At 68.2% G+C, this 19,086-nt stretch carries 29 protein-coding genes; 13 read left to right on the top strand and 16 right to left on the bottom strand.

Translation table 11 applies throughout. The annotated features are described in order from the left end of the window. Positions 1–14: 14 nt before the first annotated feature. The 12 genes from PFX90_RS11435 to PFX90_RS11490 all read right to left on the bottom strand — a co-directional run bounded on the left by PFX90_RS11435 (position 15) and on the right by PFX90_RS11490 (position 7,711). Complete coding sequence (locus PFX90_RS11435; protein WP_285712578.1) at positions 15–596, bottom strand: tail tape measure protein; 582 nt, start codon at positions 594–596, stop codon at positions 15–17. After that, positions 586–789 (bottom strand): phage tail assembly chaperone, encoded by a 204-nt coding sequence (locus PFX90_RS11440; RefSeq protein ID WP_285712579.1) that lies wholly within the window; start codon positions 787–789, stop codon positions 586–588. Before PFX90_RS11440 ends, PFX90_RS11435 begins: the two co-directional genes overlap by 11 nt. Beyond that, the gene (locus tag PFX90_RS11445) at positions 786–1,100 is read right to left on the bottom strand and encodes a gene transfer agent family protein (protein WP_285712580.1); all 315 of its coding nucleotides are present in this window, start codon (positions 1,098–1,100) and stop codon (positions 786–788) included. Before PFX90_RS11445 ends, PFX90_RS11440 begins: the two co-directional genes overlap by 4 nt. Continuing rightward, positions 1,097–1,504, bottom strand: coding sequence for a phage tail protein (locus tag PFX90_RS11450; RefSeq protein ID WP_285712581.1), 408 nt, complete (start codon positions 1,502–1,504; stop codon positions 1,097–1,099). Before PFX90_RS11450 ends, PFX90_RS11445 begins: the two co-directional genes overlap by 4 nt. 14 nt (positions 1,505–1,518) lie before the next feature. Continuing rightward, a complete protein-coding gene (locus PFX90_RS11455; RefSeq protein WP_285712583.1) occupies positions 1,519–1,908 on the bottom strand; it encodes a DUF3168 domain-containing protein in 390 nt (129 codons plus the stop codon). Positions 1,909–2,070: 162 nt separating this feature from the next. Further along, a complete protein-coding gene (locus PFX90_RS11460) occupies positions 2,071–2,616 on the bottom strand; it encodes a head-tail connector protein (RefSeq protein ID WP_285712584.1) in 546 nt (181 codons plus the stop codon). 143 nt (positions 2,617–2,759) lie between these two features. Next, complete coding sequence (locus PFX90_RS11465; RefSeq protein ID WP_285712586.1) at positions 2,760–3,920, bottom strand: phage major capsid protein; 1,161 nt, start codon at positions 3,918–3,920, stop codon at positions 2,760–2,762. 78 nt (positions 3,921–3,998) lie between these two features. Beyond that, entirely contained in the window at positions 3,999–4,409 is a 411-nt protein-coding gene (locus tag PFX90_RS11470) for an HK97 family phage prohead protease (RefSeq protein ID WP_285712587.1), read from the bottom strand. After that, positions 4,406–4,711, bottom strand: coding sequence for a DUF6127 family protein (locus PFX90_RS11475; RefSeq protein ID WP_285712588.1), 306 nt, complete (start codon positions 4,709–4,711; stop codon positions 4,406–4,408). The genes PFX90_RS11470 and PFX90_RS11475 overlap by 4 nt, the downstream gene beginning before the upstream one ends. Then, positions 4,708–5,865 carry a phage portal protein gene (locus PFX90_RS11480; protein ID WP_285712589.1) on the bottom strand — a complete coding sequence of 386 codons (1,158 nt, stop codon included), beginning with the start codon at positions 5,863–5,865 and terminating at the stop codon, positions 4,708–4,710. Before PFX90_RS11480 ends, PFX90_RS11475 begins: the two co-directional genes overlap by 4 nt. Before the next feature lie 26 nt (positions 5,866–5,891). Further along, positions 5,892–7,256 (bottom strand): DNA-packaging protein, encoded by a 1,365-nt coding sequence (locus tag PFX90_RS11485; protein ID WP_285712590.1) that lies wholly within the window; start codon positions 7,254–7,256, stop codon positions 5,892–5,894. Beyond that, positions 7,253–7,711, bottom strand: coding sequence for a hypothetical protein (locus PFX90_RS11490; RefSeq protein ID WP_285712591.1), 459 nt, complete (start codon positions 7,709–7,711; stop codon positions 7,253–7,255). Before PFX90_RS11490 ends, PFX90_RS11485 begins: the two co-directional genes overlap by 4 nt. 220 nt (positions 7,712–7,931) lie before the next feature. On the opposite strand from PFX90_RS11490, the gene PFX90_RS11495 reads away from it, so the two are divergent. After that, positions 7,932–8,570: a YqaA family protein gene (locus tag PFX90_RS11495; protein WP_285712592.1), complete on the top strand. Its 639-nt coding sequence runs from the start codon at positions 7,932–7,934 to the stop codon at positions 8,568–8,570. A 116-nt stretch (positions 8,571–8,686) separates the two neighbouring features. Further along, positions 8,687–8,956 (top strand): usg protein, encoded by a 270-nt coding sequence (locus PFX90_RS11500; protein WP_285712594.1) that lies wholly within the window; start codon positions 8,687–8,689, stop codon positions 8,954–8,956. 31 nt (positions 8,957–8,987) lie between these two features. Here the strand turns inward: PFX90_RS11500 and spt are convergent, their stop codons facing one another. Continuing rightward, positions 8,988–10,226 (bottom strand): serine palmitoyltransferase, encoded by a 1,239-nt coding sequence (gene spt, locus PFX90_RS11505; protein ID WP_285712595.1) that lies wholly within the window; start codon positions 10,224–10,226, stop codon positions 8,988–8,990. A 2-nt stretch (positions 10,227–10,228) separates the two neighbouring features. Then, positions 10,229–10,471, bottom strand: coding sequence for an acyl carrier protein (locus tag PFX90_RS11510; protein WP_285712596.1), 243 nt, complete (start codon positions 10,469–10,471; stop codon positions 10,229–10,231). 136 nt (positions 10,472–10,607) lie between these two features. On the opposite strand from PFX90_RS11510, the gene PFX90_RS11515 reads away from it, so the two are divergent. Then, positions 10,608–11,183, top strand: coding sequence for a Pycsar system effector family protein (locus PFX90_RS11515; RefSeq protein ID WP_285712598.1), 576 nt, complete (start codon positions 10,608–10,610; stop codon positions 11,181–11,183). 94 nt (positions 11,184–11,277) lie between these two features. Beyond that, positions 11,278–11,556: a hypothetical protein gene (locus tag PFX90_RS11520; protein WP_285712599.1), complete on the top strand. Its 279-nt coding sequence runs from the start codon at positions 11,278–11,280 to the stop codon at positions 11,554–11,556. Positions 11,557–11,587: 31 nt separating this feature from the next. Here PFX90_RS11520 and PFX90_RS11525 read toward each other — a convergent pair whose 3' ends face one another. Beyond that, positions 11,588–11,950, bottom strand: coding sequence for a response regulator (locus tag PFX90_RS11525; RefSeq protein WP_285712600.1), 363 nt, complete (start codon positions 11,948–11,950; stop codon positions 11,588–11,590). Positions 11,951–12,045: 95 nt separating this feature from the next. Between PFX90_RS11525 and PFX90_RS11530 the strand changes: the two genes are divergently transcribed. From PFX90_RS11530 to PFX90_RS11550, 5 genes are read left to right on the top strand one after another with little or no spacing between them, the layout of a single operon-like run. Further along, complete coding sequence (locus PFX90_RS11530) at positions 12,046–12,282, top strand: DUF3572 family protein (RefSeq protein WP_285712601.1); 237 nt, start codon at positions 12,046–12,048, stop codon at positions 12,280–12,282. Further along, the gene (locus PFX90_RS11535; RefSeq protein ID WP_285712602.1) at positions 12,279–12,899 is read left to right on the top strand and encodes an HAD family hydrolase; all 621 of its coding nucleotides are present in this window, start codon (positions 12,279–12,281) and stop codon (positions 12,897–12,899) included. The genes PFX90_RS11530 and PFX90_RS11535 overlap by 4 nt, the downstream gene beginning before the upstream one ends. 3 nt (positions 12,900–12,902) lie before the next feature. Beyond that, positions 12,903–13,358 carry a RidA family protein gene (locus PFX90_RS11540; protein ID WP_285712603.1) on the top strand — a complete coding sequence of 152 codons (456 nt, stop codon included), beginning with the start codon at positions 12,903–12,905 and terminating at the stop codon, positions 13,356–13,358. Beyond that, complete coding sequence (locus PFX90_RS11545; protein WP_285712604.1) at positions 13,355–14,095, top strand: glycerophosphodiester phosphodiesterase family protein; 741 nt, start codon at positions 13,355–13,357, stop codon at positions 14,093–14,095. The genes PFX90_RS11540 and PFX90_RS11545 overlap by 4 nt, the downstream gene beginning before the upstream one ends. Next, positions 14,092–15,231: a GNAT family N-acetyltransferase gene (locus tag PFX90_RS11550; protein WP_285712605.1), complete on the top strand. Its 1,140-nt coding sequence runs from the start codon at positions 14,092–14,094 to the stop codon at positions 15,229–15,231. The genes PFX90_RS11545 and PFX90_RS11550 overlap by 4 nt, the downstream gene beginning before the upstream one ends. A 175-nt stretch (positions 15,232–15,406) precedes the next feature. Here PFX90_RS11550 and PFX90_RS11555 read toward each other — a convergent pair whose 3' ends face one another. Continuing rightward, positions 15,407–15,727 carry a hypothetical protein gene (locus PFX90_RS11555; protein ID WP_285712606.1) on the bottom strand — a complete coding sequence of 107 codons (321 nt, stop codon included), beginning with the start codon at positions 15,725–15,727 and terminating at the stop codon, positions 15,407–15,409. A 287-nt stretch (positions 15,728–16,014) separates the two neighbouring features. Between PFX90_RS11555 and dksA the strand changes: the two genes are divergently transcribed. The 4 genes from dksA (at position 16,015) to PFX90_RS11575 (ending at position 19,067) form a co-directional block, all read left to right on the top strand. Further along, positions 16,015–16,473: an RNA polymerase-binding protein DksA gene (dksA, locus tag PFX90_RS11560; protein ID WP_285712607.1), complete on the top strand. Its 459-nt coding sequence runs from the start codon at positions 16,015–16,017 to the stop codon at positions 16,471–16,473. 208 nt (positions 16,474–16,681) lie between these two features. Further along, a complete protein-coding gene (locus PFX90_RS11565; protein WP_285712608.1) occupies positions 16,682–17,059 on the top strand; it encodes a PilZ domain-containing protein in 378 nt (125 codons plus the stop codon). Between the two features lie 130 nt (positions 17,060–17,189). After that, positions 17,190–18,638, top strand: a complete 1,449-nt coding sequence (locus PFX90_RS11570; RefSeq protein ID WP_285712853.1) for an ABC transporter substrate-binding protein — start codon at positions 17,190–17,192, stop codon at positions 18,636–18,638. Between the two features lie 18 nt (positions 18,639–18,656). After that, positions 18,657–19,067: a DUF4112 domain-containing protein gene (locus PFX90_RS11575; RefSeq protein WP_285712609.1), complete on the top strand. Its 411-nt coding sequence runs from the start codon at positions 18,657–18,659 to the stop codon at positions 19,065–19,067. Positions 19,068–19,086 lie beyond the last annotated feature (19 nt).

The following is a 19,086-nucleotide window of genomic DNA, read 5'->3' on the forward strand; positions in this document are numbered from 1 at the left end:
GGCGGTTTCCTTGCTCAGGCCTGTTGCAGGGCGCGGCGCACGGCGCTCGCGATCTGGCGCGAGGAGCGCTGCATTGCTGTGGGCGCGGCCTGGCCGCGCGGCACTGCGACCTGGATCGCGACCCGCACGTCGCGGCCCGGTGCGCTCGCAGCGCCGTTCTCGATCCGGCCGGCGGCAGTCGGCACGAACACCTCCGGCCCGCGCTCGCCGACGACATAGGCGCGGCCCGGGGCGACCGGCCCGCCGGTGGCACGGCCCGGCAGGCCTAAGGCTGCGCTGAGCGTGCCGCTGAGGAGCCCGCCGAGCCCCCCGGCATTGCCTGCGCCGCCACCGCCGAAGATGCTGCCGATCCCGGCTTGCAAGGCGTAGGCCGCGATTTCGGACAGGGCGGCGAAAGCGACCCGCTTGAGGTCGTCGAAGCCCAGACTCCCGCGCCGCAGCGCGCCCAGCAGGCCGCGCTCGAGCACCGCGCCCGCGCGGCCGAAACCGTCGGTGAGCGATCCGTCGAGCGAGCGGCGCATGGCTTCGACGTCGCTCGCAAAGCCATCCGTCTTGGCGCGCACGTCGACCACCAGTTCCTCGAAATTATTGTCCATCGGCGTCGCGCTCCATCATGCGGGCGATTGCCTCGCGGCTTGGCGGGGGAAGGGAGGAAAGATCGTCGGGAGGGGCGAGCGCGGTCGCGAGTTCGATCGGGGTGGCGGCCCAGAATTCGGCCGGACGCCAACCGAGCGCCTGCGCGGCAAGGCCTGCCCAGCGCAGGGCAGCATCGCCGAAGCGGGCAGTCATGCCTCGCCCTGGAGCACCTGCGCGAGCACGGCGCGCACCGGCACCGTCGCGCCGACCAGCCCCATGCCCAGCACAGCCTCGCCTACCGCGACCCGTTCGGGGCGGTGTTCGGACGGCAGGCAGTGCCACAGCAGCGCGGTCATGTCGGTGAGCGTCAGCCCGCCTGCCGCCGCGCGCTCGACCAGCGCGAAGAGCGAGCCGAGTTCGGCCTCGGCCAGCACTAGGTTCTCGAAGCTCGGGCGCAGCACATGGGTGACGCCGGCGACCACCAGCGTGGCCTCGCCGCGCAGGGGGTTGGCGGTGCGCGTCACGATGCCACCACCGGGCCCGAGCTTTCGAGCTGGAGCGTGTAGCTGCGCTCGCCATTGAAATCGCCGGCATAGTCGAGCCGCTGGACCAGGAACTTGCCGCGCAGCTTGGCCCCGTCCTCGAAGGACAGCTCGTAATCGTCGAGCGTCCCGTCGAGCGCGCGGGTGCGCACCGTGTTCTCGGCTACGCTGCCAAGGAAGATCCCCGCCGCGCTCACCGAGACCGAGCGCGTGCCCGCGCCCGAGAGCAGGTCGCGCCAGCCGCCCGATTGCTTGTGGGTGACGACCACGGTGTCGCCGTTGATCGAAAGCTGCGTGGTCCTGAGACCGGCAATCGTCTGGTACACCGCGGGCGTGGCGCCGTTGGTGATCTTGAGTAGGAAGGCGGCGCCGGATTGTGCGGGCATGGTGGGCTACTCCGTCAAAGGGGTTCGAAGATGCGGAAGCGGTATTCGAGCAGCGCCCCGCGCAGATTGTCCGCACGGGCCTCGCTGCGCGAGCGCAGGAAGCGGATCGAGGCGAGTTCGAAGCCGGGCTGGAACGGCGGCAGATCGAGCACGCGGCGTTCGATGGCGGCGAGCAGCGGGGCGTCCTCGGCCGCCGCATCGGTGCGGCTTTCGAGCTCGAGCGCGATGCGCACCTCGCGCCCGGCGCGGTCCTTGGCGCCCCAGTCGATCGACCCGCTCGCGGCGATGCCGAGCCACGGCGGGGTGACGGAGAGCGGGGCCTCCTCCTCGATCGCGTTGATCGCGGCCAGCGCCGGGTCGGCGCGGAGCCAGGCGATCAGCGCGGCGCGCAGGTCATTCTCCATCGCGGCGTACTCCGGTGAAGTCGGGCCAAAGGGCGGTGGCCGAATGCCAGTCTGTCGGTGTGCGGCGCCGCCGACCGCGGACGGCGGCCCGGGTGACGGCGAGGCGTGCGGCGCGGGCGCGCAGGCGCTGGACGAGCGCGGCGGACCGCGAAGCGAGCGTGATCATCCCAGCCGCACTTCGCGCCACGGCCGCCACAGCGCGGTGACGCTGGCGGGCGGAACGGTGGCCGACTTGCCCTCGCGGTCGCGGAAATGGAACGCGGCGAGGCGGACGATACCGTGGCGCAAGGGGGCGGGGAGCGCGTTCCAGTCGGCCGCGATCCCGACCACCATCTGCACCGCCACGCCGCGGCCCTCGAACGGGCGCAGCAGCCGGATGCAGGCGCTGGTCCCGATCCGCCATTCGAGCGCATCGCCGCTCAGCGCGAGGGTGGTGCGCGCGCCATCCTGCGCAATCAGCGCGGCGGCGGTGATATTCTGCACTGGCCGCGAGACCAGTTCCTGCCAGTCGCTCACCAGCGGGATGGTCTCCTCGACCGTCTGCCGGAGCGGGGTCTTGCCGGTGAAGGCCTCGCAGATCGCGAGGCTGGTCGCGAGCAGCTGGTTCAGCGTCTCGTCTTCGTTGGGGCGGGTGATGCCGAGCCAGTGCTTGAGTTCCGCCAGAGCAGCGTCGCCCGGCACCGGGGGCTGCACGATTGTCCGCTGCATCGCGGTTTCTCCCGATTGATGATCCACAAGGTTGCGCCCGCATCGCGGCAATCAGGCGGGAGGAACGGCCTGAGGCGATGCGGGCGCGAGAGCCCGGCAGCGGCGCGAAGGGGGGACGCGCCGCTGCCGGGGAACAGGGGGCCTTAGGCCTCGACCTTGAGCAGCTTGATCGCCGCCGAATCGAGCACCTTCCCGCCCAGCCGTTTCGTCGCGTAGAAGTGCACGAAGGGCTTGTTGCTGAAGGGATCGCGCAGGATCCGCGTCGCGCTGCGCTCGGCGATCAGATAGCCGTTGCGGAAGTTGCCGAAGGCGATCGGGAAGGCGCCGCCGGCCACATCGGGCATGTCCTCGGCCTCGATCACCGGATAGCCCAGCAGGCGGTTCGGCTGGCCTTCGACCATGCCCGGCTGCCACAGGAAGGCCCCGTCGGAGGTCTTGAGCTTGCGCACCGCGGCGAGCGTGGTCGAATTCATCACGAACACCGCGCCCTGGCGATGGCCGGGGCGCAGGGCATGGATGAGGTCGATCAGCTTGGTGTCGAGCGCCGTGCCGAGCCCGGTGGCGTTGCCCGTGCCGATGTATTGCATCGTCCCGAAGGCGCGCACGCCGTCCTCGGCGGTCGCCTTGGCGCCGACAAGGAAGCCCTCGGGCTGGTTGACGCCGGTGCCGTTGACGAAGGCTGCCCCCTCGGCGCGGGCGAATTCGATCGCGATCTCGCCGGCCAGCCAGTTTTCGAGATTGAAGGCGGCATCGTCGAGCATCGCCTGGCTCGCCGCCGGATTGGCGTAGAGATCCCCGCTCGGCGGGGCGATCTCGGCGAACTGGGGCGTGCCGGTTTCGGGCCGCGGCGCGCTCTCGCTGACCCAGCCAGAGGCGACGCTGGTGGTGGCGACGAGCTTGCGATAGCCCGCGGTGCCGGTCTGCACGACCTGGGCGACCGAGCGGATCGGGCTCATCTTGCGGATCCGCACGGCGATCTCGGCGTCGATCTGGCGCGGCACCGCAAAGCCGCCGTCTCCCGGAGGGGTGCTGGTGATCGACTTCAGTTCGGTCTCGCGGCCGAGCCGCAGGTAGCCGTCGACGAAGCTCTTCACCTCGGGCGCGTCGGCGGCGGGCGCGGCCCCGCCGATCGCCGGACGACCGGCCGCGCGGGCGACCTTGTCGAGGCGCGACTTCACCTCGTCGACATCGCTGCGCAGCGCGGCGATGTCGGCTTCGGCCTGGTCCTGGCGGGCGACGATGTCGAAGCTGGCGTCGAGCGGATCGGCAGCGGCGGGGTTTGCGGGAGTGGTCACGTTATCCATGGGGCAGAGGCCTTTCGGTTGGGCAGAAAAAAGGCCGCCCCAATGGCGGCCGGTGGGAGAGACGGGAGGGGAGAAAACTCAGGTGACGAGGTGAATCCGCGCCATCGGATGGAGCGGGTGGGTGACGAGGCTGACTTCGAACAGCTCGACTTCGAGCAACTCGCGCCCCGCGTCCGTCTGCCGTGCAGCACGGGTGCGGAAGCCGAAGCTGAGGCCGTTGACCTGTCCGGCAGCCAGCAGCTGCGCCGCGCGGCTCGCGGGACGGTCGATCCGGGCGATGACGCGCAGGCCGCGGGCGTCCTCTGCGGCCTGTTCGATCACGCCGATCGGCTGATCGGGACGGTGCTGCCAGTAGAGCGGCAGCGGCGTGCTGCGCGCAGCCAGCGTGGCCGCGAAAGCGCCGCGGCGGATCGTGTCGCGGCCGGCATCGGCGATGTCGAACAGCGCGGCATATCCGGCAAAGCGGATGGGGAAGGCGGGCGCCGTCACAGCAGCTTCCACACGCCGAGCCGCACCGCGATGCCGACCAGCAGCAGCGCCAGAACGCCGCGGATCGCCCAGTCGATGAAGGCCTTCCACGCGCTGGTCTTGGCATCGCGCCACGCCTGCAGCAGCTCGCGCAGCTCGACGAGATCGCCCTCGGCGCCCGGATCACCGAGCCCGAGGCGCTCGAGCGCGCGGTCGGTGGCGAGCGTGCTCGCCTCCTCGACGATCGCGCGCAGAGTGACGAGACCTGCCCCTTCCTCGCGCGCCTGCGCCATCAGGCTGGCCAGTATGTCTTCGCGGCTCATGGGGCATTCTCCTCTGCCGGGAAGCCCAGCATCTGGCGCTTTTCGGCGCGGCTCAGGAAATCGGCGTCGGAGACCTGCGACCACAGCCGCTCGCGGTCCTCCGAGAGCGCGGGCACGAGGTCGAGATCGATCCCGAGCTGGCTCTCGGGGAACCACGGGGCGAGGCCTTCGCGCAGGGCGGCGAAGATCTTCTCCGCCAGCGGCAGCAGCGTCAGTCGCCACAGCGCGCGGTTGGCCTCGCGGTAATTGGCATAAGTGTTGTCGCCCGGCAGGCCGAGCAGCATCGGCGGCACCCCGAAAGCGAGCGCGATGTCGCGCGCGGCCGCGCTCTTGAGGGTCGCGAAGTCCATGTCGGCCGGGGTCAGCGCCATGCTCTGCCACTTGAGGCCGCCGTCGAGCAGCATCGGGCGTCCCGCATTGGCCGCACCCGAGAAGGCGATGTCGAGCTCGCGCTTGAGCCGCTCGAACTGTTCGTGCGCCAGGCTCGCCCCGTCGCCGGTCTCGTAGACCAGCGCGCCCGAGGGCCGCGCCGCGTTTTCGAGCAGCGCGCGGTTCCAGCGGGTCGCGGCATTGTGGATCAGCACCGCCTGCCACGCCGCCTCGAGCGCGCCCGCGCCGCAGTGATCGTCGAGCGGATGCATCGTGCGGATCGCGATGATCTCGGGCCAGCCGTTCTCGTCCTCGACCGGAAGGCGGGTGGCGTCGCCAGCAACGGCATAGTCATAGGCGACCGGCCAGCCATTGCGGTCGAGCACCACCTGCACCCGGTCGGGGCGCAGGGCGAACAGCTCGACCGGCGTGCCGCTCGCGTCCTTGAGGATCTGGACATAGCCGTTGCCGTGCAGCAGCAGATTGGCCGCCAGTGTCTCGACCAGCGACTGGCCCGCACTGGTCTCGGTCACCAGCGCGGCCAGGCGCGGCTCGGAGCAGGCGAGCGGGGCCTGGCCGATCCCCTCGGCCAGCAGCCGCACCGAGCGCTGGGCGATGGGGTTGGCAAGGAAGCCCTCCGCGATGCCGCGCGCGTAGCTGTAGTGGCCATTGGCCGGGCCGCTCTCGAAAGCGGGGATCCAGCCCTGCGCAAGGCCGCTCGCCAGAGGCACATGGGATTGCGCCCCGCCCTTGAAGGCGGAGCGGAAAATGTCGAGCAAGGCCATGAGAATTCCTTTGTTTTGCTGTTCGGTCACAGCGCGGTGACGCTTGGCCGCTGGGTTCGCCCAAGCAGCAGCTCGCTCAGCGCCCAGACCAGCGCGTCGGCGCGGTCGGGGCTGTTGCCGGGCCCTGCATAGGTGCCGCCGACGAGCATCCCGCACAGCTGGTCTTCCAGCCGCGCGAACACCCCGACATGGCGCACGCGCCCGGCGGCATAGAGCGCCGCCACCGGCTCGGCGCGGGCGACCTTGCCGCGCGAGGCGTGGACCAGCTTCACCGGCAGCATCTCGTCGGCCGCGCGCAGCACGGTTTCGACCATCGCGCCGCCCTGGTTGGCTTCGGCCACCACCCGGTCGGCGGTCCATTCACGCGCGGTCTCGGCGACCCGCTTCGCCCATTCCGCAGGCGCCGCGCCGCCGATCGAGCAATCGGCCACGATCCGTGCGATCCCGTCGACGCCGAGGGCAGCGACGATGATGCCGCACTCGTCGCCATTGGCACTGGCGGGCGGATCGACCGCGACCACCATGCGGGCCGCGTCGGGCACAGAGCCCGCCTCGCGCGATTGCTCGAGCAGCGAGCGGGTCCACAGCGCGCCCTCGATATCCTCGAGCAGCTCGCCGTCCATCTCCTGCCGCGCCAGCAGCGTGCCGGCATATTCGCTCTTCATCGCGTCGTGGAAGCGGTCGGGTAAACGGTCATTGTCGCCGGTCTTGCCGTGGGTGATCACGACCTCGTCGCCCTTGGCCGCCTGCGCCGCCAGCCGTTTCACCAGCGGCACCGCACGCGGCGTTGTAGTGACGGCGACGCGCGGGTCCTCGCCCAGCCGAAGGCCCAGCATCAGGTTGTCCCAGCACCGCGTCGCCCGCTCGCCGGAGAGCGGCCACTTGCCGATCTCGTCGCACCAGGCGTGGCTGTGCTGCGGCCCGCGCAGGGCCTCGGGCTCGGCGGCCGAGAACAGCTGCGCCTGCGCCCCGTTGGCGAAGCGGATACGGTGGAGCGAAGGCTCGAAATGCGGCTTGTGGCCCGGGCGGCAGATCGCCAGCAGCCCGCTCTCGCCCTCGACCATCACCGCGCGCGCCTCGGCGAGCGAGGAAGAGACCAGCGCGATCCGCGCGTCGGGATTGGCATCGGCGATCATCCGCACCCATTCGGCGCCCGCGCGCGTCTTGCCGAAGCCGCGCCCGGCCATGATCATCCACACCCGCCAGTCGCCCGGCGGCGGGAGCTGCTCCTTGCGGGCGGTGTATTCCCAGAGGTAGTCGAAGCTGTTCTTCTGGTCCTGATCGAGTTCGTCGGGCAGCTCGCGAAAGACCCTCTCGCTCTCGGCCTTTTCGCTCTCGGTCTTCTTCGGATCGGCCATCTGGTCGATCAACTCGTCATAGGGGCCGCTCATTCGCCCTTGCCTTCTGCGGCGGCTTTCTCGCGGGCGATGCGGCGGCGGATGTCCTCGATCTTGCGGTCGATCGAGGCGCGCACTTCTGCGGCGGTGACATCGCGCACCTGGCTTGCGGTGCGCCCCACGCTGTCGCGGTGGGATGTCAGCAGGCGGATCGCGTTGGCGAAGTCGAACTTCTCGCCGTCACCGGTCTTGGCGTCGCCTTCGCGCAGGCGGCGGATAACCTCCAGTTCGAGGCCGAGATAGCCATCGGCGAGAGCGGCCTGCCAGCCGCGGGCGAAATCAGGCTCGTCGCGCCGGGCCTGATAGGCTTCGGCGATGCTCACTCCGGCATTGCCCGCAGCGCGCTCGAGGCTTGAGGTTGCGCTCAAGGTGTCGAGGAACCGCTTCTGCCAGTGCCGCCCCGAGGCGGCGCCATCGCTGCGGGAACGGGCAGGCACGTTGCTGGCCATCGGCACCACTCCTTGGGCGAACGGAGGCGGTCGGCGCTTCCGTGGGGAAGGCCGGCCGGCGGCGACTCGCTATTTCTGGATGATGCCTTCTGATAACCATAGAGCGTCACGATGTCAAGAAAAATAACCGTTATGGTTACTTTACACCCGCTTGCCTGTCACGCCGCGCTCGCCTAATGCGCCCGCACTGCGGCAATCGGGCGGCATTGGGGAATTTTGCGTGCGTTGGTTGCGCTTTCTGTACGACTGGACCTTGGCCAAGGCCGCGCACCGCCACGCGCCGGCCTGGCTCGCGCTGTTCAGCTTCATGGAAGCGAGCTTCTTCCCCATCCCGCCCCACCCGCTGCTCGGGTTGATGTGCCTTGCCGAACCGAAGAAGGCGATCCGCTTCGCCGCGATCGCCACGCTCGCCTCGGTCGCGGGCGGTCTGCTCGGCTACGGCATCGGGCACTTCCTTTATGAGAGCGTCGGCACCCAGCTGCTCGCGTTGCTCGGCCTGACCGAAAGTTTCCCCAAGGCGGCCTGCTATCTGCGCGAGATGGGCTTCTGGATCTTCGTCGCCAAGGGCGCGACGCCGATCCCGTTCAAGCTGCTCACCATCACCGCCGGTTTCATCGCCATGCCGATCGGCTGGTTCCTGCTCGCCAGCCTTGTGAGCCGCTCGATCAGCTTCATGATCGTCGGGATCCTGTTCCGACTGTTCGGCGCGCCGATCAAGGCCTTCATCGACAAGTATCTCGGCCTCGTCACCGCCGCCTTCATCATCGCGGTGGTCGGCGGTTTCGCGGCGCTCACGCTGATCGGGGGCGAGAGCGGCGGGGCAGCCTCGGCGTGCGAGGCAGCCACCCTGCCGGGCTGACCGGCCCCGCGCCGCAGCCGCAATCGGCAACATTATTGCCGAAAAAGCATTGACGACTGCCCGAACCGTGTGATTCTTCTCCCAAGCTTTTCTTCTTTGAAGCCTGAGGAGGAGTGATGACGGACCGCGCGTTCCTGGCCCAGATGGCAGGCTACGGCCTGTCGACGGTCGAAATCCATTACTACATGCCTGATCACCGCAGCCTGTTGCAGCAGTTCGTGATGCAGCAATACGATGTCGCGCCCCAGTTCCCGGAGCTTGACCGCTTCCTGTCATTCTGGCGGCGCGAGATCGACGCGGTGCTGCACTCGGTCCGGGTCGCGCACAAGCACCTGATCGGCCCGCAGGAATGGCGCGCCGTGGACGGAATCATCTCGATCCACTGATTTTGCGGGCGGGGGAGCCCCCGCGCCCCGCTCAGATAATCCCGATCGCCTTGCCCGCGCGCTCGAACATGCCGAGGATGGTCTGCACCTGCTCGGACGAATGCTCCGCGCACAGCGAGCAGCGCAGCAGGGTCATGCCCGCAGGGGTCGCCGGGGGACGCGCGAGGTTGACGTAGAGGCCCTCCTTCAAGAGCGCTTCCCACATCATCGCGCCCTTTTCGAGATCGGGCATGATCACCGCGATGATCGCGCTTTGCGGAGTTTCCGTCCCGAGCTGGAAGCCCAGATCACGCAGCCCCTTGTGCAGCGTGCGGCTGTTCTCCCACAGATGCGCGCGCTTGTTGCCGCCGTGCATCAGCTTGCGGATCGAGGTTGCCGAGCTCGCCATCACGCTTGGCGGCAGCGCGGCGGTGAAGACATAGGGGCGGCACACCAGCCGCAGCACTTCGAACTTGGGGTGGTTGGAGACACAGAAGCCGCCAACAGTCCCGACGCTCTTGGAGAAGGTGCCGATGATGAAATCGACGTCGTCGATCACGCCCTGGTCCTCGGCCACGCCCCGGCCATGTTCGCCGATGAAGCCCATCGAGTGCGCCTCGTCGACCAGCACCATCGCGCCGTGCGCCTTGGAGATTCGGACCATTTCCTTCAAGGGTGCAACATCGCCCATCATCGAATAGACGCCTTCGAGCACCACCAGCTTGCCCGCTCCTTCGGGCACGCGCTTCAGGCGCTTCTCCAGTGCCTCGACGTCGTTGTGCTTGAAGGGCACGACCTCGGCATTGCCCATCGCGCAGCCATCCCAGATCGAGGCGTGGCTGTCGATGTCGAGGATGATATAGTCACCCTTGCCCGCCAGCGTCGAGATGATGCCGAGATTGGCCTGATAGCCGGTCGAGAAGACCATCGCGTGGTCCATCGCGTAGAATTCGCGCAGCGCCGCTTCGACATCGCGGTGGTCGCGGAAGGTGCCGTTGAGCACGCGGCTGCCGGTCGTCCCCGCGCCGAAATCCTCCATCGCCTGCTTGCCTGCCGCGATGACATCATCGTCGAAGGTCATGCCCATGTAGTTGTAGGTGCCGAGCAGGATCGTATCGCGCCCGTTGCAGATCGCGCGGGTAGGCGAGAGCACCTGCTCCATCACCAGATTGAACGGATCCTCCACCCCGGCGGCGAGCAGCTGCTCGCGGGTCTGGATGATCGGATCGAACTTGGCGAGCAGGTCGACAGGTTCGGCGGCGGTCGTGGTTTCGGTCATGGCGGTTGCCATTATCAGCTATCCTGAAGCTTGTGGACTGCCGCGACGAGCTGACCCCAGTTTTCGATCTCGGCCTGCTGGTTCATCGAGATGATGACGTCGAAGGCGTCCTCGATCTCGGCGACGAAATCCATCACGGTGAGGCTGTCGAATTCGAGATCGCCGGCAAAGGTGGTCGCGTCCTCGATGGCGACGCCCTTCTTGTTGAAGGGTTCGATCAGGGTGCGGATCTTGGCGTCGACGTCTGCGGGGCTCATGGGGCGGAGTGCTTTCGTTGCATCGGTTGTCGGGCGGGCCTTAGCCCTCTATTACGGCTGCAAAGCGGCGGATGATGCAGCTTGTCAAGCTTTGGCCATGCCGCGCCTCGGCCAGAGGTCTTTCCGGGGGGGAAGTATGAACGATCATCGGGACCCAGCCGAACCGCCCAAGGCAGCACCGTCGCTGCCTTCGCCGTCCGGCTATTCCAACCACGCGATCCATCTGGTGCGCACCACGCAGCAGATCAACCTCGCGCTGAGCCAGATGGCCGACCAGAAGGCCTCGATCCTGATGGGGGCGACGTTCCTCGTCTTCACCATCGCTGTCGGGCAGGCGCGGGGCGGGAGCCTCCCTGTCTCGCTCGCGGTGCTGGCGCTGTTTGCCTTCATCTCGGCGATGTGCGCGGTTTTTGCGGTGCTGCCCTCGGTCAGCACGCCCGCCTCGGCCAAGCTCAACGACGGCGTGCCCAACAAGCTGTTCTTCGGCTATTTCACCCACATGGACGAGGACGTCTGGGCCCAGAGCATTCTCGAGGAGTTGCACGCCGACGAGACCGTGTTCCGCACCATGCTGCACGACATCTACCAGAACGGGCAGGTGCTCCAGCGCAAGAAATACAAATTCCTCGCCTATGCCTACAAGAGCTTCATGTTCGGCATGTGCTTGACGGCGATTACGTTCTTCGTCGAAATCGCTGCCCGTTACGCGTGACCTGCGTCAGACCAGTGCGTTGACCGCTGAGGCGGAAAGCGATTGAAAATCTTCCGTTAAGTTGAGATGCTCGGCTGAGCGGAGAGCAGGTTCAATGTCATGGCGCGAACACTTCCTGTACTGGCTGGATAGCCAGATCTCGGTCGGCCCCCTTTTCTGGTACAGCGACCTGCGATGGCTGCTCGGCATCCCTGCCATCCCGTTCCTGATCGTGGCTGTGTTCTGGGCCGATTCACCGGCAGCGGAAATCATTACCGGAGTGGGCCTTGCGCTGTGTGTGCCGTGGGGCTTCCTGATCTTCCGCCGCCGCCGCATCAAGAAGGAAAGCTGGATCGAGTCGGACCGGTTTTCCGACCAAAACAACGGCTATTGACGCAGCGGCTGTTGCAGGGCGTGCTCAACGCTTACACCAGCGCGTTGACTGCGCTCATAAAGGGGCCGATCGAGACCGGCTTGGAGAGATAGCCTTCCGCCCCCGCTGCGCGGATGCGTTCCTCGTCACCCTTGGCGGCGAAGGCGGTCACCGCCAGCACCGGGATCGACGACAGCCGCCGGTCGCGTTTGGCCGCCTCGATCAGGTCGACGCCCGAGATTCCGCCCAGCTGGATGTCCATGATGATGAGATCGGGCGAGACCGCGCGCGCGGTGTCGAGCACCTTGTCGCCCTCGGCCACGGGCTCCACCTCGAAGCCGTTGGCGCGTAGGACATCACAGAACAATTTCCGGTTGAGGTCATTGTCCTCGACAACCATGATCCGCTTTGTCACTGAACGCCCCGCTTTCGCTCACCTGTTTAAACTAACCCCAGCCAAAGGACAGGACAATCCCGCTTCGTCCCGCATCCGAGCCGCAGAACCCGCAGGTGCTGGCGCTCGCAGCGCTCGGCTGGGTGCTGGAATGCGAGGATCGTGCCGCGCGATACCTTGAACTCACCGGCCTCGATCCCGATTCTCTGAGGCAAGGGCTGGGCGATCCGCTGATTCTCGCCTCGGCGCTCGAATTCCTCGCCAACCACGAACCCGATCTCATCCGCGCCGCCGAAGCCCTCGCCGTCACGCCCGAGGAACTGGTCGCCGCCAAGGACGCTTTGACCGCATGACCCGCCCCCTGATCATCTCCGACTGCGACGAAGTGCTGCTGCACATGGTCGCCCCCTTTAAGAACTGGCTCGAGGCCAGCCAGGGCGTGAGCTTCCACCTCGAAGGCCACAATTTCGCCGAGGCGCTGCGCTGGCAGGAGAGCGGCGAACTGCTCGCGCCGCCCGATATCTGGAAGATGCTGCGGCTTTTCTTCGACAACGAGATGGATTCGCAGATGCCGATCGCCGGTGCGGTCGAGGGGATCAACACGCTCGCCGAGAAGGCCGACGTGGTGATCCTCACCAACCTCGTCGACCACCACCGCGACGCGCGCGCCGAGCAGCTCGCCAAGGTCGGGATCAATGCGCGGGTGTTCACCAATCAGGGCCCCAAGGGGCCGCCGCTGAAGGCAATCATCGACGAGTACCGGCCCAGCAAGGCGATCTTCATCGACGATCTCGCGCAGCACCACGCGAGCGTCGCCGAGATCACCCCCGACGTCACCCGCCTGCACCTGTGCGGCGAGCCGATGATCGCCCACGCCATCGACTGCGCCCACAAGGCCGGCCACGCCCATTCGCGGATCGACCGCTGGGACGAGGCGCTGCCGTGGCTGCTTGCCAAACTGGAGGACTGACACATGACTATCGCCGCAAAGCTCGCCGAACTCGGCATCACCCTGCCCAAGGCCGCCGCGCCGGTCGCCAGCTACGTGCCCGTGGTGGTGCATGGCGGCTTCGCGCATGTCTCGGGCCAGCTGCCCTTCGTCGACGGGCAGGTGGTCAAGGGCCGGCTGGGCGATGACGTGTCGGTCGAGGAAGGCCTGGCCGCGGCGCGCGCCTGCGCCCTGATGATCGTCGCCCAGCTGGAGGCGGCGGGGCTGCTCGAGCAGGTCGCGCGGATCGTGAAGCTCGGCGCCTTCATCAACTGCACCGCCGATTTCACCCAGCAGCCCGAGGTGGCCAACGGCGCCTCGGACCTGATGGAGCAGGTGTTCGGTGGCGCTGGCCAGCACGCGCGTGCCGCGGTCGGCGTGCCCGCCCTGCCGCGCGGCGCGGCGGTCGAGGTCGATGCGGTGGTCGCTCTGAAGGCATGAGCGCAAGGCCCGCTCCCGGCTGGCTGACGCAGTGGGAGTTCGCCCACCGCGGGTTGCATGGGCCCGGAGCCGATGGGCTTGTCCCCGAGAACTCGCTCACCGCCGCCGAGGGCGCGATCGCGCGGGGCATGGGGATCGAGTGCGACATCCAGCGCAGCTGTGACGATCACCCGATGGTGTTCCACGACTGGGACCTCCCGCGGCTGACGGGCGAGACCGGCGTCGCGGCCGAGCGCAGCGCTGACGAACTCGAGGCTCTGCACCTGCTCGGCACCGACCAGCACCCGGTGCGGCTGGCGCGGTTCCTCGAAGTGGTCGCAGGCCGGGTGCCGCTGCTGATCGAGATCAAGTCGCTGCCCGGCTATGATGTCGAGTGGACCTGTTCTTCGGTTGCATGGCTGCTGGACTCCTACACGCATGACGTTGCGGTTATGAGCTTCGACCCCCGCGTGCCGATGTGGTTCGCAGCCGAGGCGCCCGATGTCACCCGCGGCCTCGTCGGCACCGACTCCTACGAGAACGGCTTCGAGGGCGTGTGGCGCTCTCAAGACGCCATCGCCGCCGCGGCGCCCGACTTCCTCGCCATCGACGTGCGCGACCTTGCGCGCCCCGAGGCGGCGGCGTGGCGGGCCGCGGGGCGACCGCTGCTCACCTGGACCGTCCGCTCGCCCGAGACCCGCGCCACCGGCCTCGCGCTCGCCGACGCCCTCATCGTCGAGGGGGACGGGCTGGCGTGACCTCGCCCGAGTTGACCGTCCGCATCGCCTCCTCAGTCGGCGCCTTCGACGCGGGCCAGTGGGACGCGCTGGGCGGCAACGACAACCCGTTCATATCCCACGCCTTCCTTACCGCGATGGAAGACTCCGGCTCCGTCGGCCCCGGCACCGGCTGGGAGCCGGCGCCCATCGCCATCACCGCCGAGGACGGCGCCCTGCTCGCCGCGCTGCCAGCCTATGCCAAGGGCCACAGCCAGGGCGAGTATGTCTTCGACCACTCCTGGGCCGATGCCTGGCACCGGGCAGGGGGCCGCTACTACCCCAAGCTCCAGATCGCCGCGCCCTTCACGCCGGCGACAGGCCCGCGGCTGCTGCTCTCCGACCCCGCACTCGCCCCGCACCTCCTCAAGGGCGCCGAGGCGGTGTGCCTCCAGAACAAGCTGTCGAGCGCCCACGCGACCTTCATCGACCCCGCCCAACTCCCGCTGTTTGAAGCGGCCGACTGGATGCCCCGCGCCGACATCCAGTTCCACTGGTTCAACCGCGGGTATTCGACCTTTGAGGACTTCCTCGGCGCGCTGTCCTCGAGGAAACGCAAGGATCTGCGCAAGGAGCGCGCCGCAGCCACCGAGGGCCTCACCATCCGCCACCTGACCGGCCCCGAGATCCGCGAGGAGCACTGGGATGCCTTCTGGGTGTTCTACCAGGACACGGGCGCGCGCAAATGGGGGAGCCCCTACCTGACCCGCGAGGCCTTCTCGCTGCTCGGGCAAAGGATGGGGGAGCGGATCGTGCTGATCCTTGCCTATGACGGGGCCACCCCGATTGCAGGGGCGCTGAACTTCGCCGGTACCGATGCGCTCTACGGGCGCTACTGGGGCTGCACCCGCGAGGTGCGCTTCCTGCACTTCGAGCTGTGCTACTATCAGGCGATCGACATTGCGATCGCGCGCGGCCTGCAGCGGGTCGAGGCCGGCGCGCAGGGCGGGCACAAGCTGGCGCGGGGCTATGAGCCGGTGCAGACCTGGTCGGCGCACTGGATTGCCGATCCGGGTTTCCGCAGCGCGGTCGCCGACTTCCTCGAGCGCGAGCGGGCGGGCGTTGCCAGCGACCAGCTCTACCTCGGCAGCCGCACCCCGTTCCGCAAGGGCGAGTGAGGCTGTCTCCCGCCGTGTTGGAGACACATGAGACACTGTATATTGGCAGAATTCTCTCCCCACGCGCGAACGGCTCGAAGGCGCGGGAAAGAGGCTTGCGACAGGTCATTCACCGACGGTGCCGCAACCGATCCGGGTAGGAAAATCCTTTTGATCCAACTGCGAGCGCAAAACCTCAGGCAGCGCGCAGACGGCCCTCGGCGAGCCACTGGCGCGCGCGGCGCTGGGCTTCGGCGATCTCGCGCGCGGTCATTTCTTCCGAGATGTCGGCGCGGCAATGGGCGGCTTCCTCGTGCCCGCGCGCAGCGGCGAGGTTAAACCACTTGTGCGCTTCGATCAGATCGCACGGCGCCCCGTTGCTCCCCGTGGAGAAGGCCACGCCAAGGTCGTAGCACGCCCCCGCATCGCCGCGGGCGGCACCCGCCAGCCAACCGCCGATCAGGCCTTCGTCACCATTCTCGCGGGAGGCATTGGCTCCGATTGCGATGATGTTCATTTGCAGTCCCCTTCACCCGGTCGCCCCCCTCGGCGACCTTCCGTGATGACGAAGGTGCGGCAATTATGGTCAAAAATTAGTTAACGCCGTTTGCGCCTTGTGCGGGCAGCCTTTTCGCAGGGCTTTTTGCCCCCATCTTGCTTGCCAAAGCCGCTTGTGCGCCCTCGGGCGCTTGCCTATAGGGCGCGCATTGCCTTCCGCTTGCTGGGACCAAGTTGGCCAATGAAAACATTCATGGCGTCAGGACGCGACGGTCTCCCCGGCGGCTCACGAAATGAGAGTGCGTGATGCCAACCACCGCGTCTGACGACATCGATATCCTCGAAAAGGCCAAGCGTCTTCTGGCTCCGGACTACGTCCCGAGCGAGGACGAGGAATATATGAACGAGCGCCAGCAGGCCTATTTCCGGATGCTGCTGATCGAATGGAAGCGCTCGATCCACTCCGCTGCCGGGCAGACGCTGCAATCGCTCCAGGACGGCCCGCTGCGCGAGGCCGACCTCACCGACCGCGCCTCGAGCGAGACCGACTGGGGCATCGAGCTGCGCACCCGTGACCGGCAGAGGAAGCTGGTCTCCAAGATCGACGCGGCGCTGCGGCGCATCGATTCGGGCGAATATGGCTATTGCGAGGTGACCGGCGATCCGATCGGCCTGCGCCGCCTGATCGCGCGCCCCGTCGCGACCATGACGGTCGAGGCGCAGGAAGCCCACGAGCGCCGCGAGAAGGTCTCGCGCGACGATTGATTGATTGGGCACGGCGGCGGGTTTTAACAGCACGCGCCATTCTGTTCCGGCTTGGGACAGGTGCCAAGAGCAGCGCTCCACGGGGGTAAAGCTTTACTGCCCGTTAACTGCAAAAGGCGCACCAGCATTCCCGCACACAGACGGGACCGCGCACCGGATCCCGCCGGGTCCGCGACATGATTATTCGGCTCAGGAGGTTAACCGGAAGATGACGGGGGTTGAGACACGCAGTGTTGCGCGCGACAGCCTGTTTCTGCTGGCTGACATCCGCGTCGAACAGAACGCCGAGACCTACCGCGTGCGGGTCCGCAACCTGTCGGACGGTGGCATGATGGGAGAGGGCCATCTGCGCGTGCAGCGCGGTCATCGCGTGTCGGTCGAGCTGCGCAATATCGGCGCGGTCGGCGGGACGGTCGCGTGGGTGCAGGACAACCGCTTCGGGGTCGCCTTCGACGAGGAAATCGATTCGCAGAAGGCCCGCCGCCCGCTGCAGGGCGAAGAGGACCCGGCCGCGGCCGTGGTCAAGCCCTCCTGGGCCCACCGCGCGCCTCCGCCGCCGCATCCGACGACGCTGCGCAAGATCTGATCCGCAAGCGGGGTGCGCCCCAGCCCCCCGCTCGCCCGCTCTCCCCGCCCAAGCGGGCCGGCGCGCTTCCACCCGACCGAAACAGGCTCTAGGCTTGCGGGCGATGCGAATCTGCCTGCTTCCGTTGGCTGTGCTGGCCCTGTCGTCCTGCGGCCCCTCGTCGGGTGACGGGGCGATTGAGGTCGCGATCATCGGCACGCCGGCCGCGCTGTTCGAGGACGGCGTGCGCCTCCCCGCCGCCGCCCAGCTGCTGCGCGGCGCGACGCATGAAGGGCTGGTCGCGCTCGATGCCTCGGGGCAGGTCGTGCCCGCCATCGCCGAGCGCTGGATCGTCACCGATGACGGCCTCAGCTACATCTTCCGCCTGCGCGATAGCACCTGGCCGGGCGGCGAGGAGATCGAGGCGACCGATGTGCGCGACCAGCTGCGCCGCAGGATCGCGCAGCTCGAGGGCACCTCGCTGGGGCTCGACCTTGCCAATATCCGCGAGATCCGGGCGATGACGGGGCGGGTGATCGAGGTGCGGCTGGATGCGCCGATGCCCGATTTCCTGCGCCTGATGGCCCAGAGCGAGCTGGGCTTCGCCCGCGGCGGCAGCGGCGCGGGGCCGATGGCGATGTCGCGCGGGGAGGGTGAGGGCGGGGCCAACGCCCGGCTCTCCGCGCTGCCGCCCGAATCGCGCGGGCTGCCCGCGCGTCAGGACTGGGAGGAAGTCGCGCGCCCGGTCGCGGTGCGCGCGCTCGCAGCGGACAAGGCGGTGGCGGCCTTCGCGGAAGGGAAGGTCGATCTGGTGCTGGGCGGGAGCATCGTCGATTTCCCCGAGGCGACGACCGCGGCCGGGCCGTTGTCGCGCGGGACGATCCAGGTCGATCCGACGTTCGGTCTGCTGGGGCTGACTGTGCGGCGCGAGGCGGGGCTGCTCGCCGATCCCTCGCGGCGCGAGGCGCTGTCGATGGCGATCGACCGGGCGGCGCTGATCCAGGCTTTCGGGCTGGGCGGCTGGCGCGAGAACAGCTGGATCGTCCCGCCCGAGGTGTTCTCCGCGCCCGGCTACCTTCAGGACCGCTGGGCCGGCATGTCGATCGACGAGCGGCGCCAGATGGCGGCCGGGCGGGTTGCGGCGTGGGCAGGCCCGGGACGCGAGGCGGTCGTGCGCGTTGCGTTGCCGCGCGGCAAGGGCAGCGACCTGCTGCTGCGCCAGCTGGCCGAGCAATGGGCCACCATCGGCGTCACCACCCGCCGCGCCGCGCCGGGCGAGGCCGCCGATCTCGAGCTGCGCGATGTGCTGGCGCGCTATGTCTCGCCGGTGTGGTACCTCAACCAGTTCAATTGCCGGCTGGGTGCGGGGCTTTGCGCGCCCGCGGTCGATGCGCTGGTCAAGCAGGCACAGGCGACCCGCGATCCGGCGCAGCGCGAGGTGCTGCTCGCCGAAGCGCATAAGGCGCTCGCCCAAAGCGAGGTCTACATCCCGCTCGGCGTTCCCGTGCGCTGGTCGATGGTGCGCGGCACCTTGCAGAGTTTCCAGCCCAACGCCTTCGCCTTCCACCCCTTGTTCCCGCTCTCGCAGCCCACCACATAATCGGGTATGGAAAAGCCCATGCCCCGCCGCCCCGAGCCCATGTCCTTCTCGCTGCCCGCCGGAACCGATCCCGCATCGGTGCGTGCACGGGTGGTGATGCTGGAGCGGCTGCTCGAACGCAGCTTCACCATTCCGGGCGTGAATGTGCCGGTCGGGCTCGATGCGATCATCGGGCTGGTGCCGGTGCTGGGCGACGTCGTGACCACGGCGCTGGGCGCCTATGTCGTGTGGGAGGCGAAGAACCTCGGCCTGCCCAAGTGGAAGCTCGCGCGGATGGGCGCGAACGTGCTGCTCGACACCGCGATCGGTGCGATCCCGGTGGTCGGCGATGCGGCGGACGTGCTGTTCCGCTCGAACTCGAAGAACCTCAGGATCCTGATGCGGCACCTCGACAAGCACCATCCCGAAACGCGGGTGATCGAGGGCTAGTTTCCTCTGCCGCGCAGGC

Source organism: Erythrobacter oryzae (genome assembly GCF_030271515.1).
Lineage (GTDB): Bacteria > Pseudomonadota > Alphaproteobacteria > Sphingomonadales > Sphingomonadaceae > Erythrobacter > Erythrobacter oryzae.

Coding starts and splice junctions, on each gene's coding strand:
- PFX90_RS11475 (WP_285712588.1), bottom strand. CDS start 4,711: ATGAGCCGCGAAGACATACTGGCCAGCCTGATGGCGCAGGCGCGCGAG.
- PFX90_RS11500 (WP_285712594.1), top strand. CDS start 8,687: ATGACGGACCGCGCGTTCCTGGCCCAGATGGCAGGCTACGGCCTGTCG.
- PFX90_RS11440 (WP_285712579.1), bottom strand. CDS start 789: ATGACTGCCCGCTTCGGCGATGCTGCCCTGCGCTGGGCAGGCCTTGCC.
- PFX90_RS11555 (WP_285712606.1), bottom strand. CDS start 15,727: ATGAACATCATCGCAATCGGAGCCAATGCCTCCCGCGAGAATGGTGAC.
- PFX90_RS11455 (WP_285712583.1), bottom strand. CDS start 1,908: ATGGAGAATGACCTGCGCGCCGCGCTGATCGCCTGGCTCCGCGCCGAC.
- PFX90_RS11515 (WP_285712598.1), top strand. CDS start 10,608: ATGAACGATCATCGGGACCCAGCCGAACCGCCCAAGGCAGCACCGTCG.
- PFX90_RS11575 (WP_285712609.1), top strand. CDS start 18,657: ATGCCCCGCCGCCCCGAGCCCATGTCCTTCTCGCTGCCCGCCGGAACC.
- PFX90_RS11545 (WP_285712604.1), top strand. CDS start 13,355: ATGAGCGCAAGGCCCGCTCCCGGCTGGCTGACGCAGTGGGAGTTCGCC.
- PFX90_RS11465 (WP_285712586.1), bottom strand. CDS start 3,920: ATGGATAACGTGACCACTCCCGCAAACCCCGCCGCTGCCGATCCGCTC.
- PFX90_RS11450 (WP_285712581.1), bottom strand. CDS start 1,504: ATGCCCGCACAATCCGGCGCCGCCTTCCTACTCAAGATCACCAACGGC.
- spt (WP_285712595.1), bottom strand. CDS start 10,226: ATGGCAACCGCCATGACCGAAACCACGACCGCCGCCGAACCTGTCGAC.
- PFX90_RS11435 (WP_285712578.1), bottom strand. CDS start 596: ATGGACAATAATTTCGAGGAACTGGTGGTCGACGTGCGCGCCAAGACG.
- PFX90_RS11520 (WP_285712599.1), top strand. CDS start 11,278: ATGTCATGGCGCGAACACTTCCTGTACTGGCTGGATAGCCAGATCTCG.
- PFX90_RS11480 (WP_285712589.1), bottom strand. CDS start 5,865: ATGGCCTTGCTCGACATTTTCCGCTCCGCCTTCAAGGGCGGGGCGCAA.
- PFX90_RS11540 (WP_285712603.1), top strand. CDS start 12,903: ATGACTATCGCCGCAAAGCTCGCCGAACTCGGCATCACCCTGCCCAAG.
- PFX90_RS11510 (WP_285712596.1), bottom strand. CDS start 10,471: ATGAGCCCCGCAGACGTCGACGCCAAGATCCGCACCCTGATCGAACCC.
- PFX90_RS11490 (WP_285712591.1), bottom strand. CDS start 7,711: ATGGCCAGCAACGTGCCTGCCCGTTCCCGCAGCGATGGCGCCGCCTCG.
- PFX90_RS11485 (WP_285712590.1), bottom strand. CDS start 7,256: ATGAGCGGCCCCTATGACGAGTTGATCGACCAGATGGCCGATCCGAAG.
- dksA (WP_285712607.1), top strand. CDS start 16,015: ATGCCAACCACCGCGTCTGACGACATCGATATCCTCGAAAAGGCCAAG.
- PFX90_RS11460 (WP_285712584.1), bottom strand. CDS start 2,616: ATGCAGCGGACAATCGTGCAGCCCCCGGTGCCGGGCGACGCTGCTCTG.
- PFX90_RS11535 (WP_285712602.1), top strand. CDS start 12,279: ATGACCCGCCCCCTGATCATCTCCGACTGCGACGAAGTGCTGCTGCAC.
- PFX90_RS11565 (WP_285712608.1), top strand. CDS start 16,682: ATGACGGGGGTTGAGACACGCAGTGTTGCGCGCGACAGCCTGTTTCTG.